The organism is Candidatus Izemoplasma sp., from assembly GCA_036172455.1.
Taxonomy (GTDB): Bacteria; Bacillota_I; Bacilli_A; order Izemoplasmatales; family Izemoplasmataceae; genus JAIPGF01.
Map to the genome: position 1 here is coordinate 47,678 of JAXKVY010000002.1, position 15,977 is coordinate 63,654.

General features: G+C 33.6%; 15 protein-coding genes, 1 pseudogene and 1 CRISPR repeat array. All 16 genes and pseudogenes read right to left on the minus strand.

What is annotated here, in order from left to right; genetic code table 11:
• Positions 1 to 85: 85 nt before the first annotated feature.
• Positions 86 to 1,189, minus strand: a complete 1,104-nt coding sequence (locus tag UMR38_02875; protein MEC9484804.1) for an NADH-dependent flavin oxidoreductase — start codon at positions 1,187 to 1,189, stop codon at positions 86 to 88.
• 224 nt (positions 1,190 to 1,413) lie between these two features.
• A complete protein-coding gene (gene miaA / locus UMR38_02880) occupies positions 1,414 to 2,304 on the minus strand; it encodes a tRNA (adenosine(37)-N6)-dimethylallyltransferase MiaA (protein MEC9484805.1) in 891 nt (296 codons plus the stop codon).
• The gene (mutL, locus tag UMR38_02885; protein MEC9484806.1) at positions 2,301 to 4,109 is read right to left on the minus strand and encodes a DNA mismatch repair endonuclease MutL; all 1,809 of its coding nucleotides are present in this window, start codon (positions 4,107 to 4,109) and stop codon (positions 2,301 to 2,303) included. Before mutL ends, miaA begins: the two co-directional genes overlap by 4 nt.
• 82 nt (positions 4,110 to 4,191) lie before the next feature.
• On the minus strand, positions 4,192 to 4,620 hold the full coding sequence (gene msrB, locus UMR38_02890) for a peptide-methionine (R)-S-oxide reductase MsrB (GenBank protein ID MEC9484807.1): 429 nt from the start codon (positions 4,618 to 4,620) through the stop codon (positions 4,192 to 4,194).
• Positions 4,621 to 4,744: 124 nt separating this feature from the next.
• A complete protein-coding gene (locus UMR38_02895; GenBank protein MEC9484808.1) occupies positions 4,745 to 6,889 on the minus strand; it encodes a hypothetical protein in 2,145 nt (714 codons plus the stop codon).
• A 27-nt stretch (positions 6,890 to 6,916) separates the two neighbouring features.
• The gene (locus UMR38_02900) at positions 6,917 to 7,780 is read right to left on the minus strand and encodes a phosphatase PAP2 family protein (GenBank protein ID MEC9484809.1); all 864 of its coding nucleotides are present in this window, start codon (positions 7,778 to 7,780) and stop codon (positions 6,917 to 6,919) included.
• A 23-nt stretch (positions 7,781 to 7,803) separates the two neighbouring features.
• On the minus strand, positions 7,804 to 8,853 hold the full coding sequence (locus UMR38_02905; GenBank protein ID MEC9484810.1) for a hypothetical protein: 1,050 nt from the start codon (positions 8,851 to 8,853) through the stop codon (positions 7,804 to 7,806).
• 62 nt (positions 8,854 to 8,915) lie between these two features.
• The gene (locus tag UMR38_02910) at positions 8,916 to 9,326 is read right to left on the minus strand and encodes a hypothetical protein (GenBank protein ID MEC9484811.1); all 411 of its coding nucleotides are present in this window, start codon (positions 9,324 to 9,326) and stop codon (positions 8,916 to 8,918) included.
• Between the two features lie 19 nt (positions 9,327 to 9,345).
• Positions 9,346 to 9,471, minus strand: a complete 126-nt coding sequence (locus UMR38_02915; GenBank protein ID MEC9484812.1) for a hypothetical protein — start codon at positions 9,469 to 9,471, stop codon at positions 9,346 to 9,348.
• Positions 9,472 to 9,500: 29 nt separating this feature from the next.
• The gene (locus UMR38_02920; protein MEC9484813.1) at positions 9,501 to 9,851 is read right to left on the minus strand and encodes a hypothetical protein; all 351 of its coding nucleotides are present in this window, start codon (positions 9,849 to 9,851) and stop codon (positions 9,501 to 9,503) included.
• A 90-nt stretch (positions 9,852 to 9,941) separates the two neighbouring features.
• Positions 9,942 to 10,634: a hypothetical protein gene (locus tag UMR38_02925; GenBank protein MEC9484814.1), complete on the minus strand. Its 693-nt coding sequence runs from the start codon at positions 10,632 to 10,634 to the stop codon at positions 9,942 to 9,944.
• 169 nt (positions 10,635 to 10,803) lie between these two features.
• Positions 10,804 to 11,286, minus strand: a complete 483-nt coding sequence (locus UMR38_02930) for a hypothetical protein (protein ID MEC9484815.1) — start codon at positions 11,284 to 11,286, stop codon at positions 10,804 to 10,806.
• A 336-nt stretch (positions 11,287 to 11,622) separates the two neighbouring features.
• Positions 11,623 to 13,708: direct repeats of the CRISPR family, unit length 36 nt; unit sequence GTCCTTGTATAGCAAAATTTTCGAGGGTGACAAAAC.
• A gap of 43 nt (positions 13,709 to 13,751) precedes the next feature.
• Positions 13,752 to 14,627, minus strand: a complete 876-nt coding sequence (locus UMR38_02935; protein MEC9484816.1) for a hypothetical protein — start codon at positions 14,625 to 14,627, stop codon at positions 13,752 to 13,754.
• 12 nt (positions 14,628 to 14,639) lie between these two features.
• Positions 14,640 to 15,053: a CRISPR-associated endonuclease Cas2 gene (cas2, locus tag UMR38_02940; protein ID MEC9484817.1), complete on the minus strand. Its 414-nt coding sequence runs from the start codon at positions 15,051 to 15,053 to the stop codon at positions 14,640 to 14,642.
• Positions 14,953 to 15,333 (minus strand): annotated as a pseudogene (locus UMR38_02945) (CRISPR-associated endonuclease Cas1). Before UMR38_02945 ends, cas2 begins: the two are co-directional and overlap by 101 nt.
• Positions 15,300 to 15,854, minus strand: coding sequence for a type II CRISPR-associated endonuclease Cas1 (gene cas1, locus UMR38_02950; protein MEC9484818.1), 555 nt, complete (start codon positions 15,852 to 15,854; stop codon positions 15,300 to 15,302). The pseudogene UMR38_02945 and the gene cas1 overlap by 34 nt, the downstream one beginning before the upstream one ends.
• Positions 15,855 to 15,977 lie beyond the last annotated feature (123 nt).

Sequence of the window (15,977 nt, forward strand, 5' to 3'; positions counted from 1 at the left end):
TTTATCACCATAATTAGTGTACGCAATAATGCACAATATGTCAAGTTTGACATATAAATAAGTCAAAAAAATAACGACAGTGTCGTTATTTTATTTTGTATCCGCGTTTTTCTAAGCCGTCGCCCCAATGTTTTAAGCGCTCTTTTAATGGCTTCGGTAAGACTGACGCTTCATCAATAGTATTTTTTAATGGCGCTTCATTAATCAGTTTGTTAGGAATATCAGGATCTGCGAGCGCGCCCATACCTAAGGCATATAAGTCATATCCTAAACGGTTCGCAAGCTCGACATCTTTTAAACTATGGATCCCGCCAACCCCGATTAATGGGATCTTATTTTGTAAGACGCTTTGTATTTTGGTGACAACAGGGGTACTGTCTGTTTTATCACGTAAACTTGCTTTATCATAGTGTCCAATTGATATATGTAAATAATCTAAGTGTGTCTCACTTAAATAATCAACTAACTGTAAAGTATCGTTTAATGTAATTCCTGGTTCTTCAATTTCCTCAGGACTAAAGCGATAGCCAACGATAAATGGACGGTCCGCTTCTTCTTTGACTTCTAACACCGCATCAACAAGCAAACGAATAAAACGCATCCGTTTTTCAACACTTCCGCCAAACTCATCTATTCGTCTGTTCGAATGCGGACTAAAGAATTGTTGGATTAAGTACGTATTTGCCCCATGTAACTCAACCCCATCAAAACCAGCCTGTAACGCCCGCTTTGTCGCATCTTTAAAGTCATCAATGATATCATAGATTTCACTGATTTTAAGTTTTTCAGGGGTCACCGCAAACTCACGTTCTGCCTTTACAGCACTTGGCGCAACAATCCGTTGGTTCTTAAAGAGATTTGGTTGACACATGCGGCCACCATGATGAAGTTGTAATACCCCAACAGACCCTTCTTCTTTAATCGCATTAGCGAGTCGTGTCATCGATTCTATATACCGGTCATCACGGATTGTGATTTGATGTTCGAACGCTTGTGCATTTTTATTCACAGCCGTTGCGGCAGTAATAATCATGCCAAAGGATTTAGCGCGTGCACGATAATACGCCTCTTCTTCTTGTGATAACGTTAAATCGGCATTGGAAGAGTACGTAGTCATTGGTGCTAAGACGAATGGATTACGTAAGGTAATCCCGTTTTGAAATTGGTATGTTTTTAAGTTTCTAGCCATAATTTCACCTCGTAGTTGAATCGTTTATAGCGTTTATTCATAGTATTAAATGTTCTTTTGAAACATGTACAATTTTTAAGTAACCGATGAATTATTTATCATCATAAATCATTAAGGAGTTGTCCTTAAACACCCTCTTTAGAGTGACATAAGAGATGTTAAGGTCATCACTTTCCATCCCACTTAATCATAACATTTACAAACTAAATTTTACATTAAAACGATTATTTTTTATCGATGAGATCAATCACGTGCTGTAATAATGATTGTTCATCATCAAAGTTATCTTTATTGACCCACGTGACGTCAAGTTGATTTCTGAAAAACGTATACTGTTTTTTTGCTAATTGTCGTGTGTGAATAATGATACGCTCTTTCGCTTCTTCACATGTCATCTCTCCATCTAGATAGGCAATTATTTCTTTATAGCCAATCGCATCAAGGGCATAACTTTCATCCTTATAAGGATAAAGTTGTTTCACTTCTTCAACTAACCCTTCTTCAAACATCTGTTCAACGCGTTTTTCAATACGTTGATGAAGTTTTTGACGGTCCATTGTTAAACCAATCATAAGATAGTCATAGACTTTAGTATCTTTATTGGTGTTCTGTGACATTTTATTTGATCCTGCCCTTGAGATGGCTTGTAACACACGCTTACGATTATTCGGATGATATTTCTTGGCTTGTTTTGGATCTTTTTCCTTAAGTACATCATGTAAGGCTTCATTTGAATAGTCATTGTATTGTTTTAACATGTCTTCATTACGTCTTGCGTCTGTAAAGTCATAATCATATAACACACTTTTAATATATAAGCCTGTTCCGCCAACGATTAAAGGCATTAATCCTTTATCCTGAAACTCGCTGATCTTTTTTCTCACCATCGATTGAAATAACGCGACACTATATTGTTTATCCGGTGAAAAGATATCAATCAAGTGATGTTTTACCTCAGCTTGTTCTTCTTCACTTACTTTTGCACTACCAATGTCTAAGCCCTTATAGACTTGAACACTATCGCCACTAATGATTTCTGTGTCATAGTGTTTCGCAAGTTGTAAGGAAAGCTCAGTTTTTCCAATACCTGTTGGTCCGACAATACAGACGATCATGATTGTATCCTTTTAAAGAGTTTTTCAATCTCTTGTTGGGTAAACCGGATGGTAACAGGCCGTCCATGCGGACAGGTATAAGGATTGTTACAGTGTTCTAAATCACGTAGGAGTTGTTCAATTTCACCTTCATTAATATAGTGATTGGCTTTAATCGAATGTTTACATGACAACTCTTTTGCGAGAGGATCGCGTATCATCGCGATACTCACGTCTTCTTCATTTAAAATCTGTTTAATAATCTCTTCTGCGTACGTTTCTTCAAACCCTTCTAAAAACCATGTCGGGACATGGGTCATGAACAGTTTGTTATCTTTAATATCTAAGGTTAATCCCAGTTTGTGAATAATGGGTAATGATTCTTCAAGGGCAATAATCTCATCATTCGATACTTCAAGTTCAATTGGGAGTAATAACGGTTTTTGTTCAATTTTAGCACTTCCCATATTAGCATAGTATCGTTCGTACCGAATCCGTTCTGCGGCGGCATGTTGATCGATTAAATAGAGTCCCGTTTCATTTTGGCAGACTAAATATGTCCCTAAATATTGTCCAATATACTCAAGTCGACTTAATGGGGTTTTGATTTCTAAGCTGTCAGGTACCTTTGATGAATCAAGGTGTTCTAATGCGTCTTGTGTTTTAGCATACTCCGTCTGAGGCGTTTCTTCAATGTGTGTAACAGGTGCCTTATCTTGTTTAAAGTCTTTATATGACGTGACTGTTTTTGGTCCTTCTTGGACTGGCTTTGTTTCTCTTAAGTCGAGCGTTTCTTGGGCACTGTCATCTTTGCGTGCTTTCTTCTTAACATCCGGAATCAAGTCTAAGGAACGTAGTTTACTTTGTAGAGTTTGGATAATTAACTGTCTTAACGTGCGTTCTTCTGTTAGTTTAACTTCAAGTTTTTGAGGATGAACATTAACATCAATTAATAACGGATCCATCTCAATAAATAATGCGACAATCGGGTATTTACCGATTGGTAAATATGTATTATATCCTTGTGTGATTGCTTTTAATAAACTATTATTTTTTATCATGCGATCGTTCGCAATCACACTCATATGTTTACGCGTTGAACGGTGGATAAACGGTTTAGTTAAATATCCCGATATCTTAAAATAGCTATTTTCATTTTCAAAATAGCGCATATTTTTAATCACTTCTAAGGGATAGATTTCACTTAAGACTTTTAAGATATCCCCATCACCGGTCGATTGAAACAGTGCCTTATGATTATTCGTTAATACAAAGCGAATCTCAGGATGGCTTAATGCCATTTTATTTATGTAGTCAACAATATAACTGAGTTCGGTTAACGTCGCTTTTAAGTGTTTGAGCCGAGCAGGCGTATTATAAAATAAGTTCTTGACTGTAATCCGTGTCCCTTGGATTGGGGCATGGGTTTCTAAGTTAATGACTTGCCCATTTTTGACCTGCATTTTATGGGCTGTTTCACCATTCCCACTAATCATCTCAAGTTCACTTACGCTCGCAATCGATGGTAAAGCTTCTCCTCTAAACCCGAGTGACTGAATATGAAATAAATCATGTTGGGTCTTTATTTTACTCGTCGCATGGCGTTTAATCGATAAGAACAAATCATCTTTACGCATTCCTTCGCCATTGTCAGTAACTTCAATGCTTTTTAATCCTTCTTCTAATAAATCAACTTGAACACTTGTACTGTTCGCATCAATCGCATTTTCAACAAGTTCTTTCACGACACTTGCCATATTTTCAACGACTTCACCTGCGGCAATTAAGTTACTAATTTCTTCATTTAATAAGACTATTTTTGACATATTATCACGCCCTTATGTCCATTATAAAAGATATTGTCTAAAAGCACAAAATTATTATTGAAAAAATAGCCACAAACTGTGACTATTCTTCAAAAAGTTTTAAGTACTCTTCGTATCCTTTTTCTTTCATCTTATCTTTTGGGATAAATTCTAAGGCCGCAGAGTTGATACAATACCGTAAATGACCATTTGGTCCGTCATCAAAAACATGTCCTAAATGAGAATTAGCAGCTTGACTTCTGACTTCCGTTCTTACCATCCCATGAGACATATCAGCCGTTTCTTTAACCTTTGAAGCTTCCACAGGTTTGGTAAAACTTGGCCACCCACAGTGGGCATCAAACTTATCTTTTGAAGAGAACAACACCTCTTTTGATACAATATCAACATAGATTCCCTCTTCAAAGTGTTGATCATATTTGTTTTCAAATGGGCGTTCAGTCCCATTTTCTTGTGTGACATAATATGATTCTTTACTAAGCTTTTTAATGTCATCTGAATAATCTTTCAATGTGATCACCTCATCTTAATTATAACAAATATAAACAGGTTAAGAGAGTCATGTGCTTATGAATCCATAATCTATAGATAGTTCGTATTATTAATATTTCAATATTTTTTTCAATGGACCATAACTAATTGTCTATTAATCCTTGATAGACAAAGGTTTTGTGTTCTTGAATTTCACTTGATAATTGTTCAAAATCTTGTTGGTCGCCTTGATATTTATCTTCAACATAGAGTTTTGCGCTTTCAAAAGCAATTAACTCATATAAATAATTAAGTTGTCTACCATCAAAATCAGGTGTTTTTTGATCCTTTTTCTTTAAGTTTCCCATAATCGTCTTATTAATGACATGACTTCCGTTAATCTGGAGAATTCCGCGATCTTCAATGACGTTGGCTTGCCAATGTCCGGGGTCAAACACCAACTCTAGCTTACTTAATAGACCATCCGCACCATCATCTTTATCCTTGGGTTCTTTGACATATATTACTGATTCGGTGATAATGTCTTTGACCGTGGCTTTCACAACAATTTTTTCCATATAATCATGTGATGTTACAGACACTTTTATATTGCCAATAGTTTCTGTCACTAGATGCTCTTTGTCTAGCGTAAATGACTCATTGTCATTGAACAATTGACTTTCATATTCCCTTTTGATAATAACACGTGATTTTAATGGAATAAACGCTGTATCAAACCATAAGTTAAGATTTGTCGTTTTACTTGGGTTTATATATTTTCTTTTTGGAATAAACTCCAAGCCATTTTCAGGATAGATTATCTTTTCGTTTACGACATTAATTAATACTGTTGCTGAAAGGTTTTTGTAGACAGCTTCTAAGGTAATGGGCTTTTTGGTAATCCGTTTCCCTTTGATAATAACATATTTGATAACCAAATTATCATATTTAATATCATCTTCTTGATAGGTTATCTCACTTGTTTCAATATCAATATCATTATTGGATCTAGCCGATAAAAGAATGGTCTCTTTGGGTTCAATATCATCAGTGTTTATGAACAATTGTAAAGCATATGTTTTACGGCGTGTTATATTGATTTCTGGTCGCGCAAATCTTAATCCTTCTGATGGGGCACTTAGGCCTTTATCTAATCCACCGATTCGGGAAAGTTTTAACTCGTTAAAATAGCTATTAATTTTTTTTAAGGCATCTAATAACTTTTTATTGGTATTCAAAGAATAAGATATACTCTCCCGCTCAATATTAAACTTTTCTATAACATCTCTTAAGACATTGATAACCCGATGGTACATATGATTTGTAAATCGATGTCTTCGATCAAACCCATCACGGGAATCTCTTAAAATTTCTTCAGGTTCCTTGGCATTTAACTTCTCTCTTAAAACATCACTAATACCATGAATTACATATTCTCCCGCGATATAACTAGCCCCATGCGTATGTTCTAAACCAAATAAAGTCTCATCAAAGACCACGTTATTTTCATCTTTAATTATGATTTTTGGGGATGCACTTGGTTTCTTCTCATAAAGTGTTAAAACAGATTGTAATTTATAGTCATCAAAAGTTAACTGCATACGCTTATTTTTTAAAAGGATCTTCTCGTCATTAATTAAATACTCCCTAGAATCTAAACGATGCTTAATTTCATCATCATATAATATGACTTGACGATACGGATTACTAAGGATATACCGTAACATGTAGAATGATTCAATCGCTTCTTTAATTTTCTTTTGCTTTGGTATCTTAACATGTTTCGGTATACCAAAAAATGCATACGTGCCGCTGTCAATAATACTATATTTTTGTCTTAAATAGTCAATATCGTCTTCTAAAACGTTAACTTGAATTTCCTTTTGGTGATCAAAATAAAAATCAATTCTACTAGCTGTATTATCTTTTATGCTTACCATATATGCGGGAAAGTTATGAAAGGCACTGAGAAACATAACATCACTAGCACCTTGACCAAATAAACCCCGGACTGCTTTATTTGACTCACTTCCACTATAGTCTCCCCCGTACCGACTGAATATCTTTTGCATGGTGTCACTGGTCATGCCTTCTGCTTGATCAATTACTTCATATACCCGTCTTTTCCGATGAAGTCTCATCAAAATTCGATGAGATTTTCCCCTACGATGTGATTCTTCAAGACGATTATAACTATCATCTGCATTAAGAATTATTTCGGTAATTATTTTTAAAAAATTATCACCGAAAACTTTTCCAATATCACGCTTTACTTTTCTAGTGGCATCCATTACCGGGGTTCTGTTCATAATATCCTCCAGATACACATTAATCGATTATTTACGTGGATTTTTAACTTGTTTACGGTCTTGCATGAGTTTAATCATCATCGGATAAAGCCCAAAGCCAATAAAGACTAAAAAGACATTAAATAACGCTTCAACATAAACATTATCCGTAATCGCACTAAAGAGTGCTTGCGTTGCACCTAACACAATAAGACCCACAACAACGCGGGTAATACGGTGACTTAGTTTGGGATCAAACCGAACATTAACGAGTTTATGTTCAAAAATCATTGCGAGTGTAAAGCCAATAAACAAACTAATCCCACTAACATAATAATGTGAGTCAATCACAAACAGTACTAACAACGCAATGATTGATCCCGCGAGATACATATGTAGTCTGTATCTATAAAAGGTAAAAAAGATATAGAACCCAATATAAGCAGTAATGACTCCAAGAACAACAGACGTTAAGACATCTTCTAAGAAATGGACACCTAAATAAAGTCGACTCAATCCCATTAAAAGACCCATACCAATCGCAATAGCGATATATTTTTTTTGTTTTAATAGTAAAGCTCCACCCATTAAAAAGGTCGTAAAATGTTGTGTATGTCCACTAGGGAAACTACTCCCACCAGTGGTTTGGGGGCGCAAGTTGGTCACGCGATCAGGATACTTTTCAAATGGGCGCTGTGCGCCGATTGATCCTTTGAGTAATCCATTTAAAAACCCCGCAGTAAATAACATAAAGGCTAAAAACTCTCCTTTTGTCTTATCAATACCAAAATAGACAATGGCTAAGACAAGCATATACATCGTTTCTTCACCGAGAAACGATATAAAATTGAAGAAGAGATCAAAAAATGGCGTTCTAAACTGTTGTATAAATTCAACAGCTTCTATTGTCATCGATATCACCTTTCATCAGTTAATTATGTTTGATTTAGTAACTTATGGTATCTGTCTGAGAATACATCCCAAAAAGACTGGTTTTGAACACCCATTGGAAAAATAACTTGTCCATCCTGAGTATAGTTACCTTGTACCATATCATCTTGTGTTATCACAGGTGGGTAAGACTGTTTATTCAATGTACTCAATTCTAAATCATACTCCATGACTGTGTCATCAAAGTTATCCGTCTCATCAAGGTCGGTTAAACTGTATGTAACTGCATTTGTGTCATAGTTTACGTTTAAGTAATAATTCGTTATCTCTTCCAATGAATAAAGTCTCAATGAAGTCACGTCTTTATCTAAGTAATCAACTTTAACACTATAGTTATTAAATTTAAGATTCTCTTCATTTTTATTAAACGTATACTCAGCGATATCTGATGTAAACTGAGTATTAGATTTATATAAGGCTATAAACTCATCAAAGTTTTGATGATACATTTCATCAATGATGTAGCTACTAAAGCGTAAGGTCTTTTCTAAGGTATTAACATCCGCATCAAAAATGAGTTCTATATCGGTGTCATCATAAATATTCTTATAAATCATAACGCGAAAAATATTCTCACTTCTACGGTAGACAATATAATTATTATTGAACTCAAAAGAGTGTTGGTAATTATTGTTAATCTCTGTTAGTTCTGGCAAATCATACAAGACCTTAGCATCTCTTAACGGTGCAGCAAGATCCCATAGTGAGTTTTCATCAAATCCATCAATAACTAATGACGAATCATCTTTTAACAATTCAATCACATCAAAAATGTGTCTCTCAAATCCAAACGGTAACTCACTAAAGTCTTTAAGAATGTCACTGACCTGATCAAACTCTTGTGACGTCATTTGCCAGTCAGTAATCGATTCTTCCTCAAAGAAGTTAGACACAGATAAATAGGTCCCTTTTATCATGACCTCACAATCACTTTGCACCTCACAGTGTTCTAAATCTGTCATTGGTTCATTATCTTGACACCCTACTAATGTTAATAAAAATGTGCTCAGTACAACAATTATAACTGTTCTCATAATATCCCCTTTCACTAATTTTATGATGTTATCGTGCGTTTAACCAACGCCACGATAAAAGATTATGTAAAAATACTGCCTGTAATATACGCCATTAAAATGATTAATCCTGGCGCATCTTCGCCGTCTGCGACCATAAACCAAAACGGCATTTGAACGAAAAATAAAACGTCGATAAGGAATAACCGTGTCATCAATTGATGACATCCTGTATAGCCTTGGTCACTCTTAAAATTATTTTTTCCAACAAGTAATACAATCTGATAACTTGTCCATAAAGCAAAGATAAATACAATAGCCGCCATACTAACAAATCCATAAATAGGGTATAGATACCACATAGATATAGTCGTAAGTACTCCAGTAATTATATTATAGACTAAGAAACCAATAATAAATAATGCTGGTAACGCTAAAAAGAATATCGCAATTTTTAATAACACCGGGCTATATTTTCCTAATAGGTTAAACATGTTGTCACTTCTTTCTGTTTTATTGATCACGAATGGCTTGTAATAACTCAATGATGCTTTTTAATCCTAATAAAATCATTCCAAAAAAGCCTAAGCTTAGAAATGTGAGTAAAGCGGTTTCCATATCATACTCAGCGATGTACATAAAGCCAAAAACACCAAAAACGAAGAAAGCTATCGAAAATAATAATAATGATTTCTTAGTTCCCTCATATGATTTCTTTTCTGGTGAATAAACAACATTATGATATTTTTCAACTCATCAAAGTGTTCATTAATATCAGGTGGTAATTGTAACGTAACAAATTTCTTATTAACGGTTTCCGTTGAATAATCTCTCGAAACAATGATGCGGCCAAAAACAAACTCACCGGTTGTGTCATCTTGATACAGTTTATAGGTATAGTTTTGTTCTGCGTTACGTGGTTGGTAAATCACAGTATTAATCACATCGGTAAACGATGTAGACGATAACTTTTCAGTTTCTACTTGTTCTACTAAGTTTGCCTCACATGCGACAATCACCTTATACCGAAATTGATTTAACTCTGAGACTTTCTCTAAATACTTTACTTTTTCTTCTGCCGTTTGTATCTTTTCATCCCTTCCTTACTTTTATTCTATATGATTATTTATGTAACTAATTAATGCGTCTCCTTCTTTTATCCCTTTATGATAATAGGGGATATTATAAAAGCATTTTGTATTTAAACGTTTTGGGATTGTATTACGATTGTCATAGTTGAAATAAAACACCTGTGTGTTTGATTTCAAGGCGGTTTCTACAATTCGATGGATATGGTTATCATCTTTAGAAAACGAATATCCAATTATGATTAAATGATTTTGTGTTTTAACGGCTTCTTCAAATTGATTAAACCGATGTCTTACTTGTGGGATGTTAAATGACTTTTGCGCACTTTGTAACATCAAGTATGGAAATGAGTTCAACTTAAATACTGAGTTATCGTAGTTACACATCCCAATCTCATGGTCATCACTATAATAACATTCCCAAAAGTTACCATGTAAATAATGGGTTTTTACGTTACTAATTTTATGAAACGCATCCGTGTAATTGGTTGTAAAGGCCACGGCGTTCTTAAACGCTTTTTTAAAGTACTGATAGAGATAGTTATTCTCTAAGTTATTTAACGAAATATGAGCATATTTATGTTTTAAAATCTGCCCAATTAACGCAAGATTAATCGGTTTAAAACGATCATCATCAAAGGCGGTATCAAACGTTGTATAGATATCAGATAAATACTGACTAAAGTCAGTGGTTTGAACTAAGTATCGCCTCAAAAAGACTACGAGTTTGACAAGCTTGTCATAATCTTCTAACTCCTGGATATGTTTAGAATCAGATAAAATATCTTTACGATACGTTACATTACGTAATACATACTCATAGATTGGTCGATTAAAATTACGCTCAAAATGGCGTTTATTTAGTTTTTTAAAATTGGTGATGTCATCTGTTAAAAATATGACCTATACGCATCATCACCGCTTCTATGTTTTCTGGGATATCAGTGTCATCTGGCATATCGAGAATCTTCGCTTGGATTAAGATATAGAGTGGTAAAATAAACAGTTTTCGCACATCTTTTAAAAACCGTGTCTCTGCCTCGATTAATTGTGTTGTTAACTGTTTATGTTGTTTAAGAATATCAATTTCATTGATCTCATCAAATGACTTACCATAGTAATCTTTAATAACTTCTTTAACCGTTTCAAGTTTATAACTTAAAAAAGACTGTTCACATAAATGATTAATATGTGTATCAGTATAGATAAAATCAATATGACTACTATGTTTTAGATTAATAAAAATATTTCCGGGATAACTTAAAAACACTTCGGCAAGAAAGTCATTACCTAACGGGATACCAATATCTTTCTCCGCACCAGAACCAACCAGATACACCACGCTGTCTTGTTTGTTTATTGTCATAAATACACCTTCCAATAGTTGTTTTAAAGACTTGTCTGAGTTAATGTATTCACTTCTACTTTACTTGTTATCTGTTTAGTTACTTGTATTAGCTAAATATGACTAATCATCACATCCTTTTAGTGTTTCTATTGCCCAGAACACTTATCTTATATTATAAAATGCTTTACCGAACTATTCAAGGACAACCTTTAAAGAAAAAAAGTTAGATGGATTCGTTTAATTAAAAGAATAAAATAATTTATTATTGTCTAATATTCATAGTTAGAAAGATCATAAAATAAAAAAACTACAAGTATAAAATTAAAAAAATTGTGAAATAGTATACTTCTAGATTATTTCATATTGCAAAATTTTCGAGGGTGACAAAACTGTACTAGAGCCCCTTTTTATATTTTGTTAGTCCTTGTATAGCAAAATTTTCGAGGGTGACAAAACGATTTCCGAGACTTAGAGAGACTATAAATAGTCCTTGTATAGCAAAATTTTCGAGGGTGACAAAACGGGACGCATTATGGGATTGGAAATCATTAGGTCCTTGTATAGCAAAATTTTCGAGGGTAACAAAACACAGGACAAGTTGGTAGTGCTAATGCAGATGTCCTTGTATAGCAAAATTTTCGAGGGTGACAAAACGCGCTTGAGTTGGTTGTGATACACCTAATAGTCCTTGTATAGCAAAATTTTCGAGGGTGACAAAACAGTAATCAAGTATTTATATATATACCAGATGTCCTTGTATAGCAAAATTTTCGAGGGTGACAAAACTATAACACACTCCAATATTCTTCATATTTTGTCCTTGTATAGCAAAATTTTCGAGTGTGACAAAACACAGACAAAACTTTTATTGGGTATAGTTGAGTCCTTGTATAGCAAAATTTTCGAGGGTGACAAAACGGAATTTATGAAGATATTTTTGGGATTAAAGTCCTTGTATAGCAAAATTTTCGAGGGTGACAAAACTCTCCATAGTTTTTTTATTTCTTATTATAAGTCCTTGTATAGCAAAATTTTCGAGGGTGACAAAACGGCTTTGGTCGGTCCAAATCAGTTTCCCATGTCCTTGTATAGCAAAATTTTCGAGGGTGACAAAACATTTTGGAGACTATGTAGACTTTATAGAAAGTCCTTGTATAGCAAAATTTTCGAGGGTGACAAAACTTTTAAATGTTTGAGTTTCTAAACTGTCAAGTCCTTGTATAGCAAAATTTTCGAGGGTGACAAAACGGTGGTAAAAAGAGGGTAGGGTTCAACATTGGTCCTTGTATAGCAAAATTTTCGAGGGTGACAAAACTCCTTACCAAGCAACCGTTAACGGTCACTTGTCCTTGTATAGCAAAATTTTCGAGGGTGACAAAACTGTAATGCAAATCGGCGTGGACTGCAAGTCGTCCTTGTATAGCAAAATTTTCGAGGGTGACAAAACACAAGTTCAATTACATATCCACCATATCGCAGTCCTTGTATAGCAAAATTTTCGAGGGTGACAAAACGTCTGTTGTAGGGTTCAGTCCCAAACTCGAGTCCTTGTATAGCAAAATTTTCGAGGGTGACAAAACCACTAATTGTTTGCACTGGTGTTCTTAATGGTCCTTGTATAGCAAAATTTTCGAGGGTGACAAAACATATGTTACATTTTCTAAGAAAAAAATAAAGTCCTTGTATAGCAAAATTTTCGAGGGTGACAAAACATTCTTCGCCTGTTTCAAATTTTTTCATTTGTCCTTGTATAGCAAAATTTTCGAGGGTGACAAAACCTTGTTCCAGCCAATCTTCTATTATTGCTAGTCCTTGTATAGCAAAATTTTCGAGGGTGACAAAACGCGTCTAAATTGTTTGTGCTTTGGTACAATTGTCCTTGTATAGCAAAATTTTCGAGGGTGACAAAACATCTGAGTAGACTTCGTCTATCATGCGTAAGTCCTTGTATAGCAAAATTTTCGAGGGTGACAAAACTTTCAAGAAGTATAGAGTGCCGCGATATTTGTCCTTGTATAGCAAAATTTTCGAGGGTGACAAAACGATTTAACTCTTGTGTGGGAACGTGGAAAAGTCCTTGTATAGCAAAATTTTCGAGGGTGACAAAACTTGTATATATATTTATATATATATTTTCTTGTCCTTGTATAGCAAAATTTTCGAGGGTGACAAAACTGTATTAATTCTTGTGGTGTGTCTGCTAAAGTCCTTGTATAGCAAAATTTTCGAGGGTGACAAAACAAGCATAGTGGATTATCTAAAACACAAGCAAGTCCTTGTATAGCAAAATTTTCGAGGGTGACAAAATGCCTATGGCTATGTCTATGCCGTTCTCTGGGTCCTTGTATAGCAAAATTTTCGAGGGTGACAAAACACTGTTAGTTTTGATGGGCTACAAGAAAATGTCCTTGTATAGCAAAATTTTCGAGGGTGACAAAACCTCAAATACATTATACCATGTATTTAATAGGTTTTGTTAAATTTTATAGTATTGCTTCTATTTTAGCGGTTTTTTGTTCTTTAATATATGATTTCAGTTCAGTTTTTGTAGTTTTAAGATCAATTAAATCAGAGTGTTGTAATGTTATTTTTTCATAAATTTGATTATCATCTGCAAAGTCAATCACTTCGTCTTTAAGATAAACAATATGTTCTAAATTAATATTTACTGGAGGAGTTGTATCAATTAAAATAATTAGATTAGGTGAGTTTAATTTATTCAACTGACTAATAATATCTTCATTCGTTTTTACCATTTTAATATAGCAGATATGAGTTTTATTTAAATTATCTTTCGCAATAGTAGAAAGCATCTCAATCCACAAAGTCATTTTTTCATTAATTTTTAGTTCATCAAAGTGTATACTGATTTCATCCTTCAAGATTCTAGGCTCAACCAACTTCAATATCTGTTTTATTGTTAACTCTGGTAACTGAATATCAAAGTTAATATCTTTATTAATAGAGTTTACATATGAATTAATAACCTCAGAAAAATCTTGAAATAGGATTGATAATGTCGTATATTCCTCATCTAGCTCAATATCTTTTAATTTCACTTCTAAGTATCTTTTTAGGACACTATTTCTTTTTAATTTTAACTCTTCATTAAAATTAATGTAAGGGTGAATAATAAATAAATTTGTATTTCGTTTTGTAATTTCATTATCATCAACTTTAATATAATTTTTCAAGTTATTATCTTCAGAATAATCACTGTCGTCTAGTTTATTAATATACATATTCATTAGTGTGGGTATAATTTGCTTTTTTAGTTGATTGGATCCAAGTAAATATTTTTTTACACCAGCGCCAAATTCTACATAATCATGATGTAGTTGAAATGTAAGTTTCTTCATGTCACTCCCCTTTCAAAATAAAACAAATGGTTCAATTGTCAGTTTATTTTCAATAAAAGATTTTCCTCCTACAATAACTTTAATATTTGCATATTGTTTTTCTGTAATCATCATTACTCTTATATTTCCTTTATTAGGTGCATTTTTCTTTATAAATTTAATGTGGTTTTTGGCTGCATCGCGATTGTTTAATATCTTTGAATAGACAGAGTATTGAATCATAGTATATCCATTTTTAATTAGTATACGTCTAAAGCGTCGGTATATTTTTTTATCTTTATTGGTTTTTATCGGAAGGTCATAAAAAACTAAGGTTCGCATAAACTCATATGTGTTCATATTTAATAATTGGATGCTCAAACGAGTTAGTAATATCTCCAGTTTCCAAAAAAGATACAATATAATCAACATATAAACGGATAACATTAAAAATGGTTTGTGATACATCTTTGAAATATATATTTTGTGTCAGATGTTTTACTAGATTAATTTTATGCTCTGAATTGAATACTGTTTCCTCTGTCACATGATCATACACATACTTATCAACTATAGGTCGAAATGGTTCTATTAAATCATCACTTAAATTGAAAAAATTATTCGGTCCTTTATGGAATAGTCCTAATGATGGATTTAATCCTTTTGCAATAATAGACTGGCTAATTTGCGATCTCAAGATCGCATAACCGTAATTAAGAGCTGCATTTCTCGGTGTTTCAGTAAATCGCTTGAAACCTTTACCATATAGTGCTCTAAAATAAACTTTGCCGAGAGGCCTTCTCTATTTGTTTTATCTCCAATTGAGACATCATTATAGTATTCGTCTAGTTTAGAAATCGCAAAATTATCCTTATTAAAATATTTAAGTAATTCTAATTGATTATATATTTTTGCTTGGACTATTTCTTTTTGAATAAACTCTTTGATATATGTAGACCACTTCAATTGTTTTTTCAACATTAATGCAGCTTGTGCATTACCTTCAATTGGAAAGAATAAAGATGCTGGCATATGATCAACACCACATGCTATAACATTGACATTCTCATCTGTTAACTTATTAATCAACTGTACTGTTAAAACCGCTTTATAATTATCTAGAATTAATGTATGTACATCTCTAATCGGTACCAGTAATTCATTATCATTTTGATCAATTATTTTAAGATTATCTAGGTATAAATTCATAAACTTACCGTCAGAAACATACAATACTCTCCAACCCATTAAACAAAAAAGAAGCGCAATAATTGCGCTTCGATTTCGGAACTGGGGCTTTCGCCCTGTCCTTGTTTTATCAGGTCCTCGAAAACCTTGCTATACAAGTGAGTATATTTCAACTCACCTATA